The sequence below is a fragment of the Bradyrhizobium cytisi genome (assembly GCF_008123515.1).
In the GTDB taxonomy this organism is placed as follows: domain Bacteria; phylum Pseudomonadota; class Alphaproteobacteria; order Rhizobiales; family Xanthobacteraceae; genus Bradyrhizobium; species Bradyrhizobium cytisi.
In genome coordinates, this window is the sequence record NZ_VSSR01000008.1 from 88,132 (window position 1) to 109,835 (window position 21,704).

At 59.6% G+C, this 21,704-nt stretch carries 21 protein-coding genes; 12 read left to right on the plus strand and 9 right to left on the minus strand.

The window, feature by feature from the left end; all coding sequences use genetic code 11:
• Positions 1-7: 7 nt before the first annotated feature.
• Entirely contained in the window at positions 8-403 is a 396-nt protein-coding gene (locus FXB38_RS04515) for a MarR family transcriptional regulator (protein WP_148749571.1), read from the minus strand.
• Positions 404-566: 163 nt separating this feature from the next.
• Here FXB38_RS04515 and FXB38_RS04520 point away from each other — a divergent pair, with 163 nt between their 5' ends.
• From FXB38_RS04520 to FXB38_RS04540, 4 genes are all read left to right on the plus strand, one after another.
• Positions 567-830, plus strand: a complete 264-nt coding sequence (locus FXB38_RS04520) for a hypothetical protein (RefSeq protein WP_148749572.1) — start codon at positions 567-569, stop codon at positions 828-830.
• 343 nt (positions 831-1,173) lie between these two features.
• Complete coding sequence (locus FXB38_RS04530; RefSeq protein WP_187434655.1) at positions 1,174-2,085, plus strand: DUF7146 domain-containing protein; 912 nt, start codon at positions 1,174-1,176, stop codon at positions 2,083-2,085.
• Positions 2,072-3,346: an AAA family ATPase gene (locus FXB38_RS04535; RefSeq protein WP_187434656.1), complete on the plus strand. Its 1,275-nt coding sequence runs from the start codon at positions 2,072-2,074 to the stop codon at positions 3,344-3,346. Before FXB38_RS04530 ends, FXB38_RS04535 begins: the two co-directional genes overlap by 14 nt.
• A gap of 125 nt (positions 3,347-3,471) precedes the next feature.
• On the plus strand, positions 3,472-3,945 hold the full coding sequence (locus tag FXB38_RS04540; protein ID WP_148749575.1) for a hypothetical protein: 474 nt from the start codon (positions 3,472-3,474) through the stop codon (positions 3,943-3,945).
• 506 nt (positions 3,946-4,451) lie between these two features.
• Here the strand turns inward: FXB38_RS04540 and FXB38_RS04545 are convergent.
• Positions 4,452-5,363, minus strand: a complete 912-nt coding sequence (locus FXB38_RS04545) for an OpgC domain-containing protein (protein ID WP_283812715.1) — start codon at positions 5,361-5,363, stop codon at positions 4,452-4,454.
• 708 nt (positions 5,364-6,071) lie between these two features.
• Between FXB38_RS04545 and FXB38_RS04550 the strand changes: the two genes are divergently transcribed.
• Entirely contained in the window at positions 6,072-6,302 is a 231-nt protein-coding gene (locus FXB38_RS04550) for a DUF6894 family protein (RefSeq protein ID WP_148749576.1), read from the plus strand.
• Between the two features lie 7 nt (positions 6,303-6,309).
• Here FXB38_RS04550 and FXB38_RS04555 read toward each other — a convergent pair whose 3' ends face one another.
• Both FXB38_RS04555 and FXB38_RS04560 read right to left on the minus strand, forming a co-directional pair.
• A complete protein-coding gene (locus FXB38_RS04555; RefSeq protein ID WP_246229656.1) occupies positions 6,310-7,122 on the minus strand; it encodes a Crp/Fnr family transcriptional regulator in 813 nt (270 codons plus the stop codon).
• Positions 7,123-7,397: 275 nt separating this feature from the next.
• The gene (locus FXB38_RS04560; RefSeq protein ID WP_148749578.1) at positions 7,398-8,102 is read right to left on the minus strand and encodes a Crp/Fnr family transcriptional regulator; all 705 of its coding nucleotides are present in this window, start codon (positions 8,100-8,102) and stop codon (positions 7,398-7,400) included.
• Between the two features lie 1,274 nt (positions 8,103-9,376).
• Here FXB38_RS04560 and FXB38_RS04570 point away from each other — a divergent pair.
• Together FXB38_RS04570 and FXB38_RS04575 are read left to right on the plus strand one after the other, a co-directional pair.
• Entirely contained in the window at positions 9,377-9,841 is a 465-nt protein-coding gene (locus FXB38_RS04570) for a hypothetical protein (protein ID WP_148749580.1), read from the plus strand.
• Positions 9,838-10,110: a hypothetical protein gene (locus tag FXB38_RS04575; RefSeq protein ID WP_148749658.1), complete on the plus strand. Its 273-nt coding sequence runs from the start codon at positions 9,838-9,840 to the stop codon at positions 10,108-10,110. Before FXB38_RS04570 ends, FXB38_RS04575 begins: the two co-directional genes overlap by 4 nt.
• Positions 10,111-10,862: 752 nt before the next feature.
• Here FXB38_RS04575 and FXB38_RS43615 read toward each other — a convergent pair.
• Positions 10,863-11,297, minus strand: a complete 435-nt coding sequence (locus tag FXB38_RS43615; RefSeq protein WP_148749581.1) for a hypothetical protein — start codon at positions 11,295-11,297, stop codon at positions 10,863-10,865.
• 119 nt (positions 11,298-11,416) lie between these two features.
• Here FXB38_RS43615 and FXB38_RS04585 point away from each other — a divergent pair, with 119 nt between their 5' ends.
• From FXB38_RS04585 to FXB38_RS04595, 3 genes are read left to right on the plus strand one after another with little or no spacing between them, the layout of a single operon-like run.
• Positions 11,417-11,767: a hypothetical protein gene (locus tag FXB38_RS04585; RefSeq protein WP_148749582.1), complete on the plus strand. Its 351-nt coding sequence runs from the start codon at positions 11,417-11,419 to the stop codon at positions 11,765-11,767.
• A gap of 3 nt (positions 11,768-11,770) precedes the next feature.
• On the plus strand, positions 11,771-12,691 hold the full coding sequence (ligD, locus tag FXB38_RS04590) for a non-homologous end-joining DNA ligase (RefSeq protein ID WP_148749583.1): 921 nt from the start codon (positions 11,771-11,773) through the stop codon (positions 12,689-12,691).
• Entirely contained in the window at positions 12,691-12,891 is a 201-nt protein-coding gene (locus FXB38_RS04595; protein WP_148749584.1) for a hypothetical protein, read from the plus strand. Before ligD ends, FXB38_RS04595 begins: the two co-directional genes overlap by 1 nt.
• A 585-nt stretch (positions 12,892-13,476) precedes the next feature.
• On the opposite strand, the gene FXB38_RS04600 is transcribed toward FXB38_RS04595, so the two are convergent.
• A complete protein-coding gene (locus tag FXB38_RS04600; protein WP_148749585.1) occupies positions 13,477-15,267 on the minus strand; it encodes an adenylate/guanylate cyclase domain-containing protein in 1,791 nt (596 codons plus the stop codon).
• Positions 15,268-15,518: 251 nt separating this feature from the next.
• Here FXB38_RS04600 and FXB38_RS04605 point away from each other — a divergent pair, with 251 nt between their 5' ends.
• Positions 15,519-17,306, plus strand: a complete 1,788-nt coding sequence (locus FXB38_RS04605; protein ID WP_246229658.1) for an adenylate/guanylate cyclase domain-containing protein — start codon at positions 15,519-15,521, stop codon at positions 17,304-17,306.
• A 1,366-nt stretch (positions 17,307-18,672) separates the two neighbouring features.
• Here FXB38_RS04605 and FXB38_RS04610 read toward each other — a convergent pair.
• Positions 18,673-18,888: a hypothetical protein gene (locus FXB38_RS04610; RefSeq protein WP_246229661.1), complete on the minus strand. Its 216-nt coding sequence runs from the start codon at positions 18,886-18,888 to the stop codon at positions 18,673-18,675.
• A gap of 910 nt (positions 18,889-19,798) precedes the next feature.
• Between FXB38_RS04610 and FXB38_RS04615 the strand changes: the two genes are divergently transcribed.
• A complete protein-coding gene (locus FXB38_RS04615; RefSeq protein WP_148749587.1) occupies positions 19,799-20,026 on the plus strand; it encodes a hypothetical protein in 228 nt (75 codons plus the stop codon).
• A 129-nt stretch (positions 20,027-20,155) separates the two neighbouring features.
• On the opposite strand, the gene FXB38_RS04620 is transcribed toward FXB38_RS04615, so the two are convergent.
• Positions 20,156-20,338: a hypothetical protein gene (locus tag FXB38_RS04620; RefSeq protein ID WP_148749588.1), complete on the minus strand. Its 183-nt coding sequence runs from the start codon at positions 20,336-20,338 to the stop codon at positions 20,156-20,158.
• 217 nt (positions 20,339-20,555) lie between these two features.
• Entirely contained in the window at positions 20,556-20,873 is a 318-nt protein-coding gene (locus FXB38_RS04625) for a hypothetical protein (RefSeq protein ID WP_148749589.1), read from the minus strand.
• Positions 20,874-21,704: the final 831 nt, after the last annotated feature.

Here is a 21,704-nt window from a genome sequence, read left to right on the forward strand (position 1 = left end):
CCAGTCACTACTTCTGCATGGCGCGCAGCTGATCGGCGGCTTCGAGGACCGCGCGCACAATCTCCTTGAAGTACGGCGCGTCGATCCGCTCGAAGAGATAGGCGTCGTTGCCGAGGATGCCGTCGTCCTCGCGAATCACCACGCCCCGCGCGACCAGCCGGGCGATATGCCGACGCACCGTCTGGCGCGAGATGCCAGTGATCCGATTGATTTCACTGATCGAAACAGGCGGATCGCCCCGATCATCATTCAGCCTGACGACCATCGCGATCAGCAGCTCGGGCAGCGTCGCCGCTATGTTGTTCAGGGCAAAGTCGCCCATCATCGCCCTCATGGTCCGCAGGTACATCTGCGCAATGACGGCGGATGCGCGGTGGCGCGCTTCAAGCTCTGGCGTTCGCATGGAATGTCCCCATCCTGCCGAACGGCCTTCTACTTTTTCCCGTTTGGGTTGATAGCGCAATTGGCCGGAAGGTCAATGCGGGCGGGTCCGGGCCAATGGTCAACTCAAGGTAAAATCACAGAGCGGCTTGGCGAAACCGTCAGCGCGCTGCAAGGAGGACCGCATGCGCCGCACCCTGCCGCAGAAGCGGCGCTCCGAGACTTTCAAGATCGCGTTCGCGCCGTCGGCCAGAGCACCACCTCCGAGATCACGCGGCGAGCCGCCGATGCCGGTCGCGCTCTATTCCTCGGCGTTTTCTGGCGAAAAGTTCGAGCGTGCCGTCATCCAAGAAATCAGGCGGCGGCGCGACGTGGTGAGGCGTCGGAGGCAGGACCGGACTTCGCGAAAGTCACGCGCTCATCGACGGGCATGGCGCTACCAGCAATAGCAGCGAGTTCGATCTCGCCATCTGCCGAGTCGACGGAAACGCCCGAGTGGATAAGCTGCGCGCCCTCGGAAACGCCATCGACTACCGACCAGCCGCAGCCTTCATCCGCGCCGCCATGCAGAGCATTGGAGTCGAGCCATGACTGAACATCGCTCTTCGATCCAGCGACCGAATTGTCCGAAGGCGTATTCCGTCACGAGTACGTCTGCGGCGATCCGAGTGCGGCCTGCACATGATCGCGTGGGCCGATGAAAGCGAAGCATCCGCTCTGCGAGATCGTGATGGGCCGCGAGAATGTGCGCGGCCTGATACGGATGATTCACAGCGAGGGGTTCGACCTGCCATGAACGCAGACCAGCTCGCCCAGGCGCTCGGCGCTGTTCGATCCGGCAGGCAATGGAAGTGCCGCTGCGTCGCGCACGAGGATAGCTCGCCGAGCATGATCATCTTCGACGGACACACTGATGTGCAGGTTCGCTGCATGGCCGGCTGCGATCCTGAGGACATCATCGACGTGCTGCGCTCGCGCGGCTTATGGACCTGCGAGAGCTTATCTGGACCCGCTCGAGCCGAAAAAAGCGTTTCACGTGAAACGCTTAGCAATCAGCGCGAGCACAAAATGCGCATGCTGGCGCGCTGCATTTTCGATGATGCGATGGCACTGGAGGGCACCGCCGCAGCGCGCTATTTCGAGGGCCGCGATCTCTGGTCGGTCGCGCGCGAGATCGAGGACATTCGCTTTCATCCGCGCTGCCCCTGCGGCAGCGAAGGCGCAGAGCAAGCCGCCGTGATCGTCGCGATGCGCTCGGTCCATTCGCACGCGGTCACCGCGATTCAGCGAATTTATCTTGACCGCGCGGGCCGCAAGATCGGCAAGGGCATGATGCTCGGCACATGCTCGGGCGCGGCGATGAAGCTGCAGCAGCTCGATCATCACCACACGCTGCATATCGGCGAAGGTCTGGAGACGATGCTCGCCTGCATCGCGATGGATCGCTCGCCGTGCTGGGCGCTCGGATCGACATCGCTGATTCAGACATTCCCGGTGATCGGCGGCGTCGATCAGCTCGTGATCTGGGCCGATCATGATCCTTTGAAAAAGATCGGCGGCCAGATGGTGCGCGCCGGTCATAAAGCGGCTGGCATCTGCAGCGAGCGTTGGCTCGGCGCGGGCAAGCTCGTACTGGTGAAGACGCCGAGCACAGAAGGTTGGGACGAGGCCGATGTCTGGAGCGCCCGCTGTGGCAGAATTTGACGATGATGATCACAAGACACTGCTCCCGGCTGACATCGTGCCGTTCAGACGCGCTCGCCCTGAAGACAGCGAGCAGCAACAGCCGCAACATCGCCCGATTATCACCGCCGAGCCCTATGTCTGGATCGATCCCGAAAAACTCCCGCTGCGCGACTGGCTCTATGGGCGGTTGCTGGTGCGCAGATTTCTAACCGTGACGATTGCGCCAGGCGGCGTCGGCAAGTCATCCCTGATCGCCTGCGAGGCGCTGGCGATGGTCTCGGGCAAGAACCTGCTGGGCGTGCTGCCGGTGCGTAGGCTGAAAGTCTGGCTGTGGAATCTCGAAGACCCGCAGGAGGAGACCGCGCGCAAGATACAGGCGGCGGCGAAGCATTTCGATCTGACCGCGGATGATCTCACCAGCTGGCTGTTCGTCAATTCTGGCCGCGATCATGCGCTGGTGATCGCCAAGGAAGTGCGCGGCGGCACCGTCATCCTGCGGCCCGTGATCGACAATCTCGTGCAGCAGCTCAGGGAGCACGGCATCGATGTGCTTGAGGTCGATCCCTTCGTCAGCTGCCATGAGGTCTCCGAGAACGACAATTCAGCCATCGACATGATCGCCAAGGAATGGAGCCGCGTCGCGGAGCTGGCGGATTGCGCCGTCCATCTCGTCCATCATACCCGCAAGGCTCCTATCGGCACCGAAGTCAACACCGACAGCAGCCGAGGAGCCAAGGCGCTCACCGATGCGGCGCGCGTCGCGCGAGCGCTCAACCAGATGACCGAAGAGGATGCAGCCAAGGCCGGGGTCGATAACCACCGGCTGTTCTTCCGCAGCTTCAACGACAAGACCAATCTCGCGCCGCCTGTCCCGGTCTCGAATTGGTTCAAGCTCGCCAGCGTCTGGCTCGACAACGGCCCCGGTGGTGGCGATAGCGTCGGCGTCGTCACGCATTGGGATTGGCCCGATGCGATGGCTGGAGTTACGGGCGATGATTTTACCAAGGTGGCCGAAGTGATCATGAGTCGCGACTGGCGGCTCGATCAACGCTCGACCGATTGGGTCGGCAAGGCTGTGGCGAGAGGCATGGGCCTGGACGAGGACGACAAGCGCGACAAAACCCGGATCGCGGGCCTGCTGAAGATGTGGATCACGGCCGGCAATTTGGTGGTGGTCGAGGGCAAAGATCAGCAGCGGCGAACGAGGGAATTTGTGCAGGTGTGCAGTGCGAAAAAAGGCCCCGCTCCACTCGCCAAAAACGAACTGGAGCGAACTTGAGCAGACCGGAGCGCCTCCAGTCACTGCTCCACTTCCACTTCCCTACGGGAAGGGGAAGTGGAGTGGAGCAGGTTCCACTGGAGGCACGGCCACTGGAGCGGAGCGGAGCAAAGGAGGATGGAAACATGATCCACGAGCTGGAACTGCTCGACGAGACCCCATCAACGTGGAGCGGCCCGCATGTCGGACGCCGGCTCGCCGAAGCGATGCAGACGCTGGCGCTGTTGCCGATAGGTGGCGGCAGCGGCGGCTCGGGCTGGCCAGCCTACTGTTACGAGTGGGACGACCTGCTGGCGCAGCAGGCGCAAGGCGAACTGGAGCGAACGCAAGCGATGCAGAACCGCATCCGGCTGCTGCCATCGAGCCGAGAGGTTCAACGCATGGAGGTCGCCATCGTCTGGCCTGCGCAGTATCTCGCGCCGCTGGTGCATCTGCTGATCGCGACCAACATAGTTGCGCTGGCGCACAGCTTCGACCGTGACAGCGGCTGGGTGGCGAAGAAACGCGGCGGCTGTGCCGAGACATGGCGCGAGCGCCACGATCAGGGCTGCGACATCATCGCACGCGGCTTGCGCAGCTGCAGAGTGCCGGTGTTCTAACGGCCAAAGGGGTGGTCGCTCCGCCGTTGCTGGGTCTGCGCTATACCTTGCGCAAGCGCATCGGCCTGCTTCCGGCAGCCGGTCGGTCGTCCAAGACCAAAGGCTGCATCAAGCCTTCGAGCACCTCGATCGGGGTGTCTAGTAAAACGACTGTTTTTGTATGAAGCCGTCTCAGTTGGCGATTATTTTTTTCGGTTCGGACACGTCCGGAAGTAGCCCATCGCTTCCGTTGACCCGTTGCAGCTACGTGTCCGCTGATGGGAGCGGACCGGAAGCTTGTCGCTGGGCGCCAACCCGATGCGATTGACCCAAAGCGGCCGTGAGGACCCCGACTACTCTCTCTCGACCGTCGGAACGTCGTTTCCAATCCGGATCATCCGTGTTTCTATCCCAAACAAGATCGGAAGGCTGCGGTACGATGTGGCGATCCAAGCAACGCCCACCAGGAGAACGATGCCCAAAGACGCTGACGAGGATCTGGGCAACGATGCCACCTGCAACCTGCTTCAGAATCCATAAGCGGCGAATGACAGCAGAACACCAAAGCAGAACACGGAGAGCGAGCGTTGACCACACAGGATTAGCGGGCGCAGCCATTTTGAGGTGAGCCCGGGTAAATCTGGCGGGAGAACACGCAGCAATACGACCATCAGTGCGAGGAAATGCGTGAGCCGCAGGGGATCAAGATTGGTTTTGTCGATGGGATAGATCGCGCGAACTAGCGCTTGCGGCACAAACTGCTCCAAGGATGGCACATGCCATGTCATCACGATCAGGAATGCAAAAACGAGCCAAGCCGCCGCAACGATCGTGACCGGGCGAGACAATACTGCGGGCCGTACTATGCGGCCGCCACCAAACCCACACCAAACGCCGAAGACGAACAAGAACTGCCAGGCGAAGGGATTGAAATACCATTTGCCGCCTGGAAACGAAGGCAAATTCCAATCGAAATGTCGAGCTGCGAAGTAAAAAAGCGCAGAGAAGAGCAGCGTCCAATTCGGCCGTCGCAGCAGGCTCCACAGTACCGCTGGTGCCGCAATCACCAGCACGATATAAAGGGGCAGCACATCGAGATTGACCGGCTTATACTTGAGCAAAAGCGCCTGCCCGATCATTATATCCGTACGGTCCAGAAACTGAGCGATGTTGAACTCATCCTTGTACATCGGATTGTCGAACCGAGCTGCAGTGCGAGCAATCTGGGCCGTGAAAAACAGAAATAAGAAAATATGAGCGACGTAGAGTTGCGATGCGCGCGTCCAAAGGCGCTTGGCGCCAGCTAGAAACTGGCCGGTCTTGATCGCTGGTCCATAGGAAAATCCGATCGAATAGCCGGAAATGAACACGAATATTTCGGCTGCGTCGCTGACGCCGTAGTTGCGAAGGGTGAACCAGTTCAGGAAGTTCTCCGGGATATGGTCTAGGAAGAATGTGGATCATGGCGCCCCCGGGCCTCGACGGTTTCTTCCGCGAAACCTGCAGCCGAGCGGGCGAACCTCGAAAGGAATTGACGCGGGAGCAGATCAACTCGATTGGTCTCAAATATGGTGCAGAATACCGATAGGCGTGCTCAAGATTTGCTCCCGGAGGCTGAAACGCTAGGTCGGAGATCGGCCCCTCGATCGCCGGGCTACAAAATCGACGGACAACAGCTTTCTATCGCGCCACTCGGAGGCGGCCCGGTCGCCGTCCGTAAGCCGGTGCCGGGCCTAACCAACCGCGGGGAAGTACTCGCGCGGCGGCTAGCCGAAACATGCTTCAGCTTCGAGGCAGAGAAAAGGTCAAGCCTTCGCTCCCATCCCGCTCGCCTGTTTACACTGACACGATTTCGCTTCTGGCCCGAGCCGAAGAGCGGTTCAGCCGCCGTGACGTTCGCTGTCGCTGGTAAACCGGACGCCGAGCTGAGCCTGCATCGACCGCAGCTTGTGACCCGAATCGGAAAAAGGGGGCTCAGGATGATGATCGGTTCCCGTTCCCGGAAGTTGAAGTTTCGAGGCAAGCAGGCTCCTCGAGAGAAGCCAGCGGTATATACAGCAGCACCGCTGGCAGTTCGACTGGCGACCGGAAAGTGAACGCCCCGCGCATGTTTAGGAACGTCCGGCGCGCCACCTTATTTCTCGATCATGCCGCTGTACTTCTTCAATGTTCTCAACCTAGATCCAAGCACGCCTGCCCCGTGCGAGGAATTTCCCGACGAGGAAGCGGCATGGAAGGAGGCGACGCGCTTCGCAGCCGACCTGTTTAGGGACGTGGACGGGAAGCTTCGGCCGGGGGAGGAATGGGCCTTGGAAGTCACCGACGAAGCCGGGAAGGCAATCTTCAACATTCAGATCAGCACGAGCACAACGAAGTAGGGTTGCCTCAGTCCGCTTGGTTGCGGTTGGTTTCGGGCCGACGCCCTTGGTTCTGGGACGCGGTAGCTGGCATTGTCACCTTCACACTCATGATGGGTGAACGAGCTGTCTCCAGCGCATGAAGATAGCCGCGGTCGAACTCTGCCACCTCTTCCAGTGCAGTCCGGTTAAGGAATTGCACCGTATGATTTTGCCACTCAATCAAGCCTTGCTGTCTAAGCTCCTGAAGCGTCCTGTTGACATGGACAACTGAGAGGCCGCATGCATCGGCAACGTTCTGCTGTGTAAAGGGGAGACGGAAGCTGCTCTCATTGTCGAGGCTTCCAACGAGTTCTAATCGGGTGGCAATCTCGCAAAGGAGATGCGCAATTCTGCCCAGGGCCTGGCGCGATCCTAGGTTTTCAACCCATTCGCGATAGAGCGCAGCATGGATCAGCGTCTCGCGCCAAAACGCCTGCGTGATCCCAGGTGAGTCATTCATGAGCGCCTTGAGATAGGCGTGAGGCACAGAAGCGACTGTCGAGTTGCCAACGCTGCAAAGCTCATGATCCATGACGGGCAGGTGCAGCGTGTGCAAATCCGGCATATCGCCCGCGATATAGAACGAAGAGATTTGGTTGCGGGCCGAGATCACCCTTTGACGCGACAGAAACCCGCTCATCACAACCGTCGAATGCGTGGGCGTGTCGCCGTGGCGCACGACATGTTCGCCATTGCCGAGCATCTTGAGCTTGTATGGCATGCGTGTGAGCTTGGCTTGGTCCTGCTCAGATAGACCGGCCACCGCCTGCAAGCGCGCGATCAGCTTACGATGGGGCACGACGGGCTCCCTATCCTTGATAGGCGGGAGCACCAAGGTCTCTCAGCCACCGACGCCTACGGCGCAGCCTCGGCCGGTGATGCCTTATTAACGCATGAGGATCGGCAGAGTTCAACCGGTGATTTGCCCGAGCTGTCAGTTCCACTGTTGGCCCTTCAGCGAAGTGGCAGCATCGCTCCACGAGGTCCGCTTATTAAATTAAGGCATGGCGGACAAGATTTGCTCAGGTTGAGTTCTTGGCATTTTGATCCTTAGCGGGCATGGCACATCGCATACTAACTCCCGAGAGGCGCCCCGAGCAATTGCTCATACTGGCCTCTGACCGTTTCGTAGCACTCGCAGGCGCTTTCGCGCAGAGCTTCAACATCGACGATTTCTATGTGGCCGCGCCTGTACTTAATGATTCCGGCTTCTTGAAGTGTACGCGCAACAGTTGTTACGCTTGGACGCCGAACACCGAGCATCTCAGCTAAAAATTCCTGAGTGAAAGGAAGCTGGTCGGCTCCGGCTAAATCGCGGGCCCGCAACAACCAGCGACAAAGCCGGGCATCGACTTCGTGATTGGCCATGCAAGCTGTTGATTGCTGCGCTTGGGCGAACAAGGTCTGTTCATGTCTCATAATCTTAGAAATTAATTTCTCTGACTGCATTGCAGCGCTTCTGAATGCGCTCGGATCGCAAACCATCGCATCGCCGCCCAATTGAACAATGGCACGACACATTGCGACTTTTCCATCTAGTGCCGACGCGATGCCGACAGCGCCATCCCTACCGACCATCGCAGCCTCAGTCATTTCGCCGGTCGTTAACGTCGAAACCAGTGAGACCACGGCGCTTGTTGGGAAGTAGACTGCGGTGATCGTGTCGCCGGTCTCAAACAGCACTGTCTTTTGCTGAAGGTGAGTGGCTTTGAGATGAGGTTTCAGGGCTGCTTTGTCGCCCTCTGGCAACGACGCAAGAATCGCGTTTAATTGCAGCATCTTTTGCGCTCCCGTTCGCAGGCGGGAGTGCAAGAACTCTCAGTTGCCGACGCCCAAATAGTGGTCGGCAATGAACGGACCCTAACAGGTTAAACGCCGAGAGTACGTACGGTGGCTGACACTTCGCGGTCTGTTTTTGTGTCTTCCTTTGTCTCATCCAAGCCAGCACTTCCCATGCTGTGGCGCACCATCAAACCCGCCTGGAATCACGATTTTTGAGTCATCCGGCGTACAGACACGACCAATTCTGGAAGGATAAAAACGGTCCGTGAGCAGCTTATGAGAGGGGTTCGCGATGGGCCAGGTACGCCGCCGGATCAAACACAAAGAGACATTTGAAGAGCGATTAGCGCAAGAGGCTGCGCGATATAGGTACGCGGCCGAAGAGCAGCCGCTCGGCAGTATGGCGCGGGAACTGCTTTTGCGCCGTGCACGACAGGCAGATACCGCCTCTCACGTGAACGATTGGCTAAAGTCGTCCGGCGCGCAAAGCCCGAAATAGGTCCACCATGCCTTGGGGATATTACGCCTACGTCATTGACGACAATGGCCACGTTGCCAATCGTATCGAGATTAATTGCGGCGACGACGACGAGGCCATTCGATGCGCGAAGCGATTGGTCGACGGGCACGCGATAGAGCTATGGCAAGAGACGCGTCAGGTGGCGACCTTTACGCCCAAGAGCGAGCAATGAAAGTTCGAACTCCTAAAATGCCGATCATGGTGCAGGTTGCGGACATACTTCGCCGGGCGCGCAAGCTTCCCCTCGGACCGGCCCGAAATGACCTTCGGCAACTAGCGCAGGGTTTGCTGAAGCTCCATCGGGCGGGCATTCGTGCAAACGTGCAGATCATCGAAGACGCCACAACACACTGAACGCTGCGCTCAATTCACTTTGCGGTGCTTAACCACGCCATTTGAACGTGCGGAATTCGAAGGCGGAATGTCCGACTCTGGACCTTTGGGACATGCCCGCCTGTCCCAACGAAATACCGGGACCTAAGGTCGCCCTGCTAATGGCCTCTTACCGAAGTCGCCTGTGAAGTTTGCGTGAGGCCGTGAGGTCCCTCGCATCTTGTACGCGAAAGTCGCGCCCAAAGCCCGCAGAATTTTGGTCATCGGCGAAAATCGACTTTTGCAACAATATCGGACCCAAAGTTGACGTCAACGCCGTGAAGACTGGGGGCAAAACAGCCACACTCCGCCAGCGAATCGTCTACCACCACATCTTGGACACTCGACGGCGGCCGCGGCTTGCGCTTTTATCCGCGCCATGACCGCCCTCACCCGCCGCCGCAGCGACAATCCCGAGCAGGAGACTTGGCATATCTATCTTGACGACGTTCGCGTCGGCACCATCGGCGAGCGCGCCGGCGTGCCGGTCGACGTCGAGCAATGGGGCTGGTCGTGTGGCTTTTATCCCGGCCTTCACCCTGGCCAGCACCGAACCGGCGCGGCCGAGACCTTCGATGAAGCCCGCGCGGCCTTCGAAGAGGCATGGGAGGAGCTCCTTCCCGCGATCCCGCACGGCGCCTTCGCCGAATGGCGGCACGATCGCGACGCGCGCGCCGAGATGAAGGCCAAACGCGCCCGCGGTGAGAAGCTCAACAGCGAGATCCACAGCTCGCGGATGCGCTGCGTCTGCGGCACGGCATTTGACAGCTGGAAACCCGACGAGAGCTATCCGCATCGGGGTCACATCTACGCCGCGCAAGCGGCAGGAAAGGTTCGTTGGTGAAACACGTCGAGGGCCGTCCCTACTCAGAACCGGAAGCCGCGGCACGCAAGCTCCTCGAACTTGCTGCCGGCGTGCTGCCGATCAACGACCGCATCCACATCGAGAAGATCAACGCTCCGTTCCTTTCGAAGGCCGGATGCAATGCGAGCGGTCCGGAGTTCGGCGCCGGCATCAGATACGCGATCGAGCGGGGCTGGCTCGAGCTGCACGAGAGCGGCACCTATGTGCGGCTGCTGCCGTCAGGCGCGGACCTGTTTCCGCGTCAATAGAGCAACATCACCGACATCCACGCCGCCAGCGAGGCGCACAGCCCAATTCCCAGATAAGGCAATACGAGGCGCATCGGGCTTCCCTCCGAGACGCAAACAATATCGCAATAGCTTCGCATGTTTGGCTGAGGGATGACCACGAATCTACGGTTGCAATCCAACCGGCTGGAACGGCCGTAAGACCGACAGCTTGATTATATGCCCAGCATCGCTGCAGGTGCTGGGCGGAGCGGCCCCGGTTTATCGCCCCCGAAGCCACCAAGCCGGGGCCGTCTCTTGGGGAGAATTTAATCTAGCGAGCGGTACATTGTGAACCCTCGTTCGTCCCGAACGTGTGAGGCTGAAACGGATCGTGCTGGGCCATGAGGAACGGTCTCCCGCCTAGCCAGCCCCTGCGGGAGCCGCTCCTGCTTTTGGTCCCACGGCGCCGAAGTCGAGATGGCCCCGTGCTACAAAGGTCCGCACCGACCTCGCAGCACGGGGCCGACGCCCGCTTCGTCAGCCCAAAGCAAGCGCCCCACTGCGGTCCGGCATTAACCTACATCAGGGGAGCAGCTCATTCGGAGGCGTCTCCAAAGACGTTGCCCGCGAGATATCCGGGGGCGTTTAGACCTGCAGGTGGCGGACGTGCCCTCCGGCCTGCAGACTTCATCGAGCGGCACGAGGGTCGTCACCGGCAGCAGACGTGCTGCTCGTCGAGAAGTCCGGCAGACCGTCGATGATAGGAATCATGACGTCGGCCGCGGGGTCGATTATCTCTGCAAGTCATTCGACTTTTCGCGTGCCAGCCGAGTGACCTTGCGAGGTCCATCCCAGACCTCGACCGCAGGATGCGCCTCCTTCTCAACTCGAACCTGATCGTCTCCCCTCACCTCGGCTCTCGTCACCGCGTCCAGTCTTTCCAATTGGCCGGCTAGACCGGTCAGGCTCCTGGCGATGTTTTTCAACAGGAAGGCTCGGCTTTCGGAAATGCGGGGCGTTGAAGAAAGGCTCTTCTCGATCCGGACGCCCTTGAATTTCGTCGCGGCCTTCTTCGCCTTGCGCGGCCTCTTGACCGCCATGAACTCGCCGGACGATCTGTCGCGCTTCGTCCATCCCGAAGCTCCGCCGATCGTCGTTTTCGTTTGAGAGCGCTTCTTCACCGCGCCCTTGCGGGCGTTGTCACCGATGGGCTTGTTGACTGCCATGCTTCCTCCGTTGAGCCGCCAGCTTTATAAAAGCTGTGGCGGGACAGGCAGTTCCACGCGCTGGAACGAATCGATCGGCGTCAGATTGAATCCCGGTTCTGTAGCGTGGAGTTTTGCGTATGCGTCAGTCGCGGTGGATACCCTCGATCGTCGCGGCCGACGAGCCGACCGTCTACCTGGTGGCCGATGATTTCGGGCGTGCGGGAAGCGCCTGGCGCGAGGCTGACCTGGAGACCACAGACCTTGAGACTGTGATCCAGGATCTGATCGCGGGCGAGTATCGCAGGCCGATCAGGGTCGTCGCCTTCAACACGACAGAGCGCTGGTCGGAAGACGTCTCCGAGGATGTCGCCCGCGAAATCCAGCACCGCTGCAATCTGCAACTGAGCGACGTCCCCTCGCATCTGCAGGAATTCGTGGATAGTTATGCCGCGCAAGACACGCGGCAGTTCAGCCTGCGCCTGGTTTAAGCGATGGCCTTCCAGCGAAAAAAGCCGGCGGCACTCGGCGTCAAAGCGCCGCTGCCCGGGTTCATCGCGCCAGCACTAGCGACGTCGATCGACCGCGTGCCAGCCGGCGAGCGATGGATCCACGAGATCAAGTTCGACGGATACCGCGTCCAGGTTCATCTCGCCAACGAAGCCGTCAAGGTCTACACCCGACGCGGTCACGACTGGACCCGCTACTTCAAGAAGGTCGCCGCCGACGCCCGGCATATCAAGGCGAGCTCGGCCGTCATCGACGGCGAGATCGTTGTGCCGGCCGCCGACGGCACCACCGACTTCTCCGTGTTGCAGAATGAGCTGAAGGGCACCTCGACGAAGATCGTCCTCGTCACCTTCGACCTGCTCTATCTCAATGGCAGGGACATCCGAAAATTGCCCCTGATCCAGCGCAAGGCCGAGCTGAAAAAGATCATTGCTGGCACAGACGTCCAGTTCAGCGAAAGCTTCGAGATTGATGGTCCCGAGCTTTTTACGCACGCCTGCAAGATCGGCCTCGAGGGCGTCGTTTCGAAAGTGCGTGACAGCGTCTACCCGATCGGCCGCAGCAACAACTGGGTCAAGAAGACCTGCGCACAGCGTGAGACGCTGACAATCGCGGGCTTCGCGCTCGACGAGGGCAAGTGGGACGGAATGTATCTCGGCCGCCGCAAGGGCGACGACCTGGTCTATGCCGGCAAGGTCGACCATGGCTTCGACAAGACTTCGGCCGCCGAGCTGCGGCGGCGCCTCGAGCCGCTCGTCCGCGACACGCAACCTTACGCCAAGCGGATCGCGCATAAAGGCATCTGGGTCGAGCCGAAGCTCCTCGCCGAGATCGAGTACCGCGCCAAGTCGGCTGAAGGAAAGGTGCGGCATCCCTTCTTCAAAGGCCTGCGGGAGGATCTCTGATGCACCTAACCTACTCGCCGGATCACGACATTCGCGACGGCGAGCCGTGGAATGACCACGAGCTGCTCGACGTCAAGGCGGTCCTCGCCCGCGGCGGCACGATCGAGGAAGCTGCGGAGCTGATCTGCCGCGCCGGTACCGTTGAAGACGTACGGCGCAAGGCCGCCGAGCTGGGCCTGATAAATGATCCGTTAAACTGATTATGGAACATTTCCACCCCGCGCGGCCCTCGTTCCCGCATTCCGCGCGCGATCAGGATGCGCCATGCCTGCCGTCGAACCGGACGCCAAGACCCTCAAAAAGCGTGGCTAGCTCTGTGCCGAGCTGCTCAAGCTTCGCAAAAAGCACTCCCCCGCGTTGACCGGATCGAGGCCATCAAGGCCGAATTGAAGATCATGGCGAAGGATCTCGGCCGCGGTTTCCGCGACCCGAAACTCGGGTTACGTCTCGGTTTCTCCGGAGAAGCCGGAAAAGTTCGACGGCGATTTCCCGGCAATCGATGTCCGACCGTCGTCATCACCGCGGGCCGCCTCCGCGGCCGCCGCGGATCGATCGCCGGCACGCTTCAAGACCGCGCATTGCGGGGCATCACCAGGGCCATCGTTCGCGCCGGCACCGAGGTCGAGCTGCTCTCGATCGAGAGCCTGCGCGCCGACGATCAGCCTGATCTGTTCTCGTTCGACGCATGCGTGAGGTCCGCTCAGAGGGTTAGTTCGGACCCAATTTGCGCAAGTCGAGTATTTCGCATTGTGACCCAAGGCAGACATGACCGGCTCGCTGCGAGCTTACCCCTCCGGCACCCCGGCCATGCGCATGCCCTCAACGACGCGCTCGCGTCCGGCGAGGTATGCAGGATGGTCGCTCAAGGCGAAGGCGCGGAAGCGGCGGATGGTGAAGTTCGGATCGAGCGCAAGTCCTGCTTGTACGGCAGCTCGCGCCTGGTCCAGCGCGCCGAGCCGCGCCAAAGCAGCCGCGAGACAGAAATGCGCGATGGCGTAGCTCCGGTTTGCGTCGAGGCCCCGGCGCAGCCAGACGATTGCTTCGGCATCAAGGTTGAGCTGCGCCTTGGCGAAGCCGACCCACACCATCCATCGGGAGGCCAACGTATCGCGAGGAGAAAGGCGGAATGCCTCTTGAATGTGTGTTTCGGTTTCTTCGCCACGGCCGAGAAAATACTTGGCAAAACCGATGAGCGCATGAGCGTTGGCCAAATTTCGATCCAGCGCCAACGCCTGCTCAAATTCGCGAATGCCTTGATCCGCTCGCTTCGTAAACATTTGCACGCCGCCCAAGGTCACATGGGCCAAAGCGTGGTTCGGCGCGAGGGAAAGTGCTTTGATCGAGGCCGCCTCGGCTGCCGCAAATCGCGCGGTCCCGTCGTCCGTCATGGACAAGGCTCCAACAGTCGCATCGACACTCGCCACGCCGACCATCGCCTCGACGTTGCGGGGATCGAGCTCCAAGGAACGCTCGAAATACCCACGTGCTTGCGTCAAATGTTCGGGGCTCACGCCCTTGTAAAGGCAAGCCCTTCCCTGGAATTGCAAGTCCATCGCATCAGGATGTAGCGTGCGCTCCGCGCGTGTCGCTTCAGCCGCAACGAGCTGGGCTCTGAGCATGTTGGCGATCCTCGATACTATCTCGTCCTGCATATCGAAGAGGTCGGCGACCGGCTTGTCGAACCGCTCTGCCCATAAGTGATTGCCGGTTCGGGCGTCGATCAGCTCCACGTTCACCCTCAACCGTTTGCCACCTCTCTGCACCGAACCTTCGAGCACATAGCGGACGTTCAACTCCCGCCCGACCTGCTTCACATCGACGGCCTTGCCCTTGAAAGTGAACGCGGTGTTGCGGGCGATGACGAATGAGCCGCTGATGCGGGACAAGTCAGTGGTCAAGCTCTCGGTAACACCATCGACGAAGTAGTCTTGCTCGGGGTCGCCGCTCAGGTTGACGAACGGCAGCACAACGATGGAAAGATGAGGCTGTGGAAGCGGGCCCGGTACCGCGCGCGCGGCCTCTGTCACCGAGCTAGGTCCGTCCCGGACGACAGCGTAGGCCCGGATCGGGCGGGCGATATTTTTGAGGTTCTGCTCACCAAGTTCTGCAAATTCAACCGCGATCTTGCCGTGGACATGATCATAGACGGCGGACGAGATGCAAATACCGCCCGGTTCCGTAATGCTCTCAAGACGAGCGGCAATATTCACGCCGTCCCCAAAGATGTCGTGAGGTTCGACAATCACGTCGCCAATATTGATGCCCACGCGGAAAGCAATACGCCTGTCCTCCACGTCGGCGATTGTCAGTTCACGAATGCAAGTCTGGAACTGCATGGCAGCCCGAACCGCTTCGACCGCGCTCGGAAACTCCGCCAAGAACCCGTCGCCGGTGTTCTTGACGATGCGGCCGCCGTGCTCCGCTATCGCGGGCTCGACACCGCCCGCGAGGAGCGCTTTCAGCTTGGTGTGCGTAGCCTCTTCGTCGCTGTGCATGAGCCGCGAGTAGCCAGCCACATCGGCGGCCAATATCGCCGCCAACCTGCGCTCGACCCGGACTGGCCGCTTCTGCACCATGGCTATCAACCCAACCGACGAGATATTGTACGACGGATCGGGTGACTGGGCCACACTGCTAATGTCGCCTGATGGCCCATCAGCGAAGTGGGGGCGCACCTCGTTGAGGTCGGCTTATTGAGGCACGGCGGACTAGATTTGCTCAGGTCGAGTTCTTCGCATTTTGACCCGTTTCGGACATGAGCATGGCCTGACATCGGCCCACAATCGTGCTATAAAGAAGTTCAATTTCCCCGAGCATGGGGGCCATCTTGAGCAGCGAGCGCGTAGAGCGGCGACTGGCGGCTATTCTGGCGGCGGATGTGGCCGGCTCTTGCCGCTTAATTGGGATCGACGAAGAAGGTACGCTGGCACAACTGAAAGCTCTCAGAAAGACGCTTTTCGATCCCAAAATTGCTGATCATCGCGGACGCATCGTAAAGAATACCGGGGATGGCGCTCTCGTTGAATTCGCCAGCGTGGTCGACGCCGCGCGATGTGCAAACGAAATCCAACGCGACATGGCCAAACATAATACCGATGTGCCGCAAGACAAACGGATCGAATTTCGCATCGGCATTCACGTCGGTGATATTATCATCGGAGAGGATGATATCTTTGGTGATGGGGTCAATATTGCGGTGCGTCTCGAAGGGATCGCAGAACCAGGCGGCGTCAACATTTCAGACGATGCTCATCGGCAAATTCGGGGCAAGATCGGGATCGATTGTGACGATATGGGTCCACAGGTATTGAAGAATATCGCCGAACCAATGCGCGTCTGGCGCGCGCACATCGGCCTAAGCTCTTCGTTGACAATGTTGACAAAATCGCCGACCGAAATGGCGCAGCCGCTCGCTCCCCCCGACAAACCCTCCATCGCGGTCCTGCCGTTCCAGAACATGAGCGGAGATCCAGAACAGGAATACTTCGCCGACGGCATGGTGGAGGACATCATTACCGGGCTGTCGCGGTCCAAATCGCTTTTCGTCATCGCGCGACAATCCACCTTTACTTACAAGGGCAAAGCCGTCGATATCAAGCAGGTCGGCCGCGAACTTGGAGTTCGCTATGCACTCGAAGGCAGTGTGCGCAAGGTTGGCAATCGCGTTCGAATTACCGGGCAGCTAATCGATACTGCAACAAGATTGCATCTTTGGGCGGACCGGTTCGACAGCCCGCTTGAAGATATTTTCGATCTGCAGGATCGGGTGACGAGCAGCGTGATCGGCGCAATCTCCCCTCAGTTGGAGCGCTCTGAAATTGCCCGGGCCCAGCGCAAACCGACCGAAAGCCTTCAGGCTTACGACTATTATCTTCGCGCGCTGGCCGGCCTTTATCGTGTCTCCCGCGAAGAGAATATTGAAGCGCTCAAGCTGACCAAAATTGCCAACGGCCTCGATCCCGACTGCGCCCTATCATATGCGCTTGGCGCTACCTGCTATATACAAAGGAAGATGTTCGGCTGGAGTACCGATGCTGCGGAGGAACGACTTGAAGCCCGACGACTCGCGAGGCGAGCGATCGAGCTCGATAAGGACGATCCAGCGGTGCTTGCAATGGTGGGAGACGCGCTCGCTTACGTAGTCGGGGAGGTCGAGGAAGGCGCAGCCCTCATCTCGCGCGCGATAAATCTAGACCCAAATCATGCTATCGCACGAAATTGGAGCGGCTGGGCGCACCTTTACCTCGGCGAGGTAGATGCCGCGATCGAGCAATTCCATGTCGCGTTGCGTTTGAACCCGCTGGATCCATGGATCTACACTGTCCAGACGGGGCTGGCGTGTGCTCATTTTTTCGCTGGCCGCCACGAGGAGGCCTCATCGTGGGCTGCGACCGCTATCGGGCAACAACCCAACTACATTGCCGCACAACGTATCATGATGGCGTGCCATGCCATGTCTGGACGAGTTAACGAAGCACGACAAGCGTGCGTGCTCGCACTGCGATTGGACCCCACCCAACGCATTGCTGGAATCAACGACAAATCCCCCTATCGTCGATCTGAATATCTGGATAAATTAGCGCGGGCTTTCCGGCTCGCTGGCATGCCGGAGTGAGTACGCGCCGGTCTCGCAGCCGATCTTGCTAACTGTTCCCGACCGTCACCGTTGATGAGGCTGAGGCCGCCGAGGGCGGCTGGTTCACTCGCGATGTTGAGTCATCGAGTGACGCCGCGACTTCCGCTCCTGGCCGATTTTGTTGCAAAAGTCGAAAGTTGCAGAGCTCAAGATTCTTCGCGAAAACACTAAGCAGCGAGCGATCGCTGATTCGTATGACCTCAATCGCGTTACCGAAGTCGCCTGTGAATTTTGCGTGAGGCCATGAGCTCGCATCTTGTACGCGAAAGTCGCGCTCACGGCCCGCAGAATTTTGGTCATCGGCGAATATCGACTTTTGCAACAATATCGGCCCATCTCAGACCTTCGCGCCGTCGCCGCTTTCGGCCGTATGCCGGACATGCGGCTAACGCCGAGATAAGAAGCAGCACGAAGCAGCTCACCGCGGCGTTGCTGTGCCCTACCGGACATTGACAAGACTTGATGGCTTTCTGGGGAGCGATCCAACTTGTATCCCGAACGCAGCCGCCCGCGAGATCGCGACGGCGTTGCCCCCGCTGGAGCGCCGCACTGAAATCGACCGCATTCGGACACGAATGATCGTGCGCCAGTTGGCTTACGAGCGAAAGAAGAAGGTTCGCGCAGCGTGGCGGCGGCGGTTCGGGTTGCTGACGCGATGAGAATTCCCGCTGGACCCAACGGAGGAGGCAACGTCGCGGCGGACGGCGTCGGTCCATCGGGTCAGCGGCCAGCTTGTCCGGCAGAGCGAGCTGGCCGCGAACTACTCCGCGTGACGTGCGGCAGAACGTCATCACAACCGACGCCGCGGCTGGTCCAAGCGTGCACCGGAACGGGCGCAGTAGTCGGCGATATCAAGATCGGAGAGCCCGGCGGAAGTACCCCGGCTTGCTGATCTTGAGCGGCCCCGACGAGTGATCTCATCGGGGTCCGTTTTGTTTGTCGATGCCAGTTTCGTTTCAACGTCGGTTCCCATCGGGTCTACTCCAAGTTGCGGGGAACAATTCCAGCTTACCTCCGTTGATGAGGGCTGGGCAGGACGGGGGTGCGGTTTTGCAGCAAAATCAAGAACTGTCGGCCGCCAGCACGTTAACGGTGTGCCAGGATCTCGATGCCCGACGCTGGCGCATCCGTGTTGCACCATGGCTTGATCGTGCGAAAGCGCGTGACTTGGCACATGCGGCGAACGACAACAAATGCAATCACGCGCTGTTAGAGCCGTTTCCAGATACGTGGTGGGCTTCGCCGTGAAATTATCTTGGTCAGAACAGTGGTGGATCGACGGCGAGCACGGGACCGTGACCAGCATGGCCCATGCCGACGCGTGTTCGCGTCGCTTCCGGTTGGCTCAGTCGACGGGCGCTTCGCGTCCCTGCACGGTTAGCTGGTATCGATGGCCGTCCTTGGTCAGCCAGCCGCCTTCGACCAATCGAAGTGCAAAAGAGTCGGTGCAAACCGGATGACTGCCTCCGGGTATGTAAACCATGTTGTTTAGCTCGACGAGGTAACCGTAGAGCCGCGCTTGCCGCAGCGCATGACGCATTCCTCGTGAAAGAACCAACATACGGTCTCTCAAGCGGCAGTCCGAGGGAACGTTCCTCCATCCACCAAGTGGATCCTACCCCTGCACGTGTGCCTCTCGGTGCCGGAAGGTCGCCAAATGGCAGCTCTCCTTCCACAACTCAACATCGGGAGCGACGGTGTGAATTGGGAGCGCCGCAAGACCCTAGTAGGAAAGAGATTGGGCGGCAGTTGAGCGAAGCCGAAGATGGCGAGTGTCCGCGTTACTCGATTGCTCTACCGGTATGGGGGCATATCGGGCAGCATTCTCACGGCTCAACCCTACGGCTGAAACGTCCGGGCCTCTCTAGAGCCCTGGCTTGTTCGGCACAGGCGAACTCCGCCACTAGGATGCCAGAGGCTGTTATGGTGACCAAGTCAATTGACCAGTTGTGGCCGACCAAATCGAAGTGTCTGGAGTGCCTTTCGTCCCGATAAGTCTGAAGGAGCATGGCAGCAACCTCCTTGTGCGCGTTGGCGCCCTAATTCAATCGGTCATTGCCAAAACAGTTCCCCTTCTGTCTTGGGGCGACGCCGCCGCCCAGGCCCTAACTCGACTTCACCCAGTCGTGAGTTGGGTCCGCTACCCGTGCAGGTCTACATCAAGGTCGGGTTGATCGAGACGGCCTCTCGCACCACTAGCGCCCATAGGACCGGAGCCGATAGTGCCAGTGCCCGACGGGGCCAGCGCCGACAGTGCCAGCGTCCTAGCGGCCAGAGAAAGCGAGCATCAACCTCCGCGCCCCACGCGACGCAAGCGCTTGCGCTGCGACGGGCGCGGTTGAAACTTTTTGGCCTCTTCATCTGATGATCCTGCACGCACTTCCTTCGCATGCTTTTTGCGGAGGCTCAGCGTTACGACGCCTGAGCGCACGCAACATCCCGATGGGAGCGAACAAATACGGGAGGTTGGAATGGAAACCGTATGCCGCATGCGCGCTATGGCTTCGCTCTGCCGACAGTGCGCCGTGTATCATCCTGACAGAAGCTGGAAGCTGCTCGCCGAGGCAGAATACTGGGAGCACATGGCAAGTGCAGCTCTGCTGGAGCACATCAGAGAATGCACGGCCAGCTCGAATGAGCTGGTGCATATACAACAAACCGCCAACTCGAATGATGCGCAATCGATCGCCGCCGCGTGAATGCTTTCGGGCAGTTGTCAGAGGTATGTCCCAGATACTCCATTTCGCGTCGTGAAAGGAGCGGGATCAGGCAGCAGACCCGACCCGATTTCGTTCAGATTGATCACCCTGCCGCGAAGCAATTGTTTATTAATTCTCGCCGGTACGCGGTGGCAACGGCGGATGGGGTCGAGCCAAACCTATCGTGCCCGGCGGCGCTTCCGTGCTGGCGCTGCGCGTGTCGACATCGCGCAATATCGTCAAAAACGCTGCGACGACTGCAATAACTAGCGTTGTGGCAAAGATAGCAAATGCTGTGCGGTGGGTATTCATCGTGGACCCTCCTACACCCCCTAACCGACGACTGCCGTGGCAACGCTATCACGGGGTTGATCTCGCGCTCCATTGTGCTTGAGGCGATAATTCGCTGGGTAGAACGAATTCGTCCTCGATCTTCATCGCGGTGTCTGTTGAAAGCGAAAATGGCCGCGAAGCAGCTCCCCCGCCGTGGCGGCACAGTTCCCCGAGCACCCAGTCCTGTCGTTTCTCGTCACAGAAGCTCAGGTTGTTCATTGCCTTCAGCCAGAACCGGCGGCGTCTGCGCGCTATGAATGCTCTGGGTCAGCGACGCCAGCGCAGTCTTCAACTCGTCGGAGACGGGGGCGATGCCCTTAATGTCTTCGAAGGCTTCAGAGACGCGCTCATTCGCCGATTTCTCGAACGGCTTGAAGGCTTCAGAGATGCGCGCTCCTGCTCCAAGGGCGGTGGAAGCGACCATTGGCCCAAGCAGGAGGAGCGCGGCTCCGACGATGCCGCTCTTGCGAATATGAGAGATCGGCGGTGGCTGCACGAGGCGGTCATTGGTCATTGTCTAATGCCTCACGGCGTACAGTCCGTGGATCATGCCGATCCTCGCGAACAAACGGTAGTTCGGGCGCTTACCATTACGAGGTAATCAAGCAGAGGCGCTCTCTTCCATCAGAGAGGCCTCAGGCTAACTTGTTCGTAGAGGCACAACAGGCGACGCGCGCCTAAGCCGTGTCGCTTGCGCCTGCAAGCCCGGCCTAGAGGGTACCAAGCTCTGCAACTATGGGCGCCTATGCGCAGCGCTATCGGTTGGGGGGTGATGTGGGCCAGATCATGATAAGTGAAGGCCTCGCCGAGCGCTACGTTTGCAGTGCGGCGAGCTGTCCGCCACGGAGTTCGTGGTGTAGCTAGCTTGGCGATCTATATGTGGGGATAAGCTGGGATCATAACTGTGGCCTCTCTGTGTGTGATCACGCGATTAAAATTGGAGATCCGCCGGTCTGCCAAGGCATCGTCTCCGCAAAAGATGACAGTGGCCCAATCATCATGTGGGTTGATCGTCGGTCGCGCGGAATGGGTTCGAGCAAAACAATCGGCCCTTAATGGATAAGCCTCAGGCTGTCCGAACCCAAACGCCTCGTTGGGGTGCTTAAATTCGACGTGCACAGCTAGAACCCGTCTAGTAGTGCGATTGCGAAGAAAGAAGATAGCGTCAGATTCTAGTCCTTTGCTCCCCTCGATCCTGCACGTGCATCGAGAGTCCTTTCCGCACCAATAGTTTGCCCAGAACGGTTGCTTCGTTTGCGTCCTCTGCCAACGTACTTTGCGATGTTCATCGATGAGAACGTCGGCTCTAAGATACCCGGCTTCGGCTGGCGTGCCGCTGATCAAC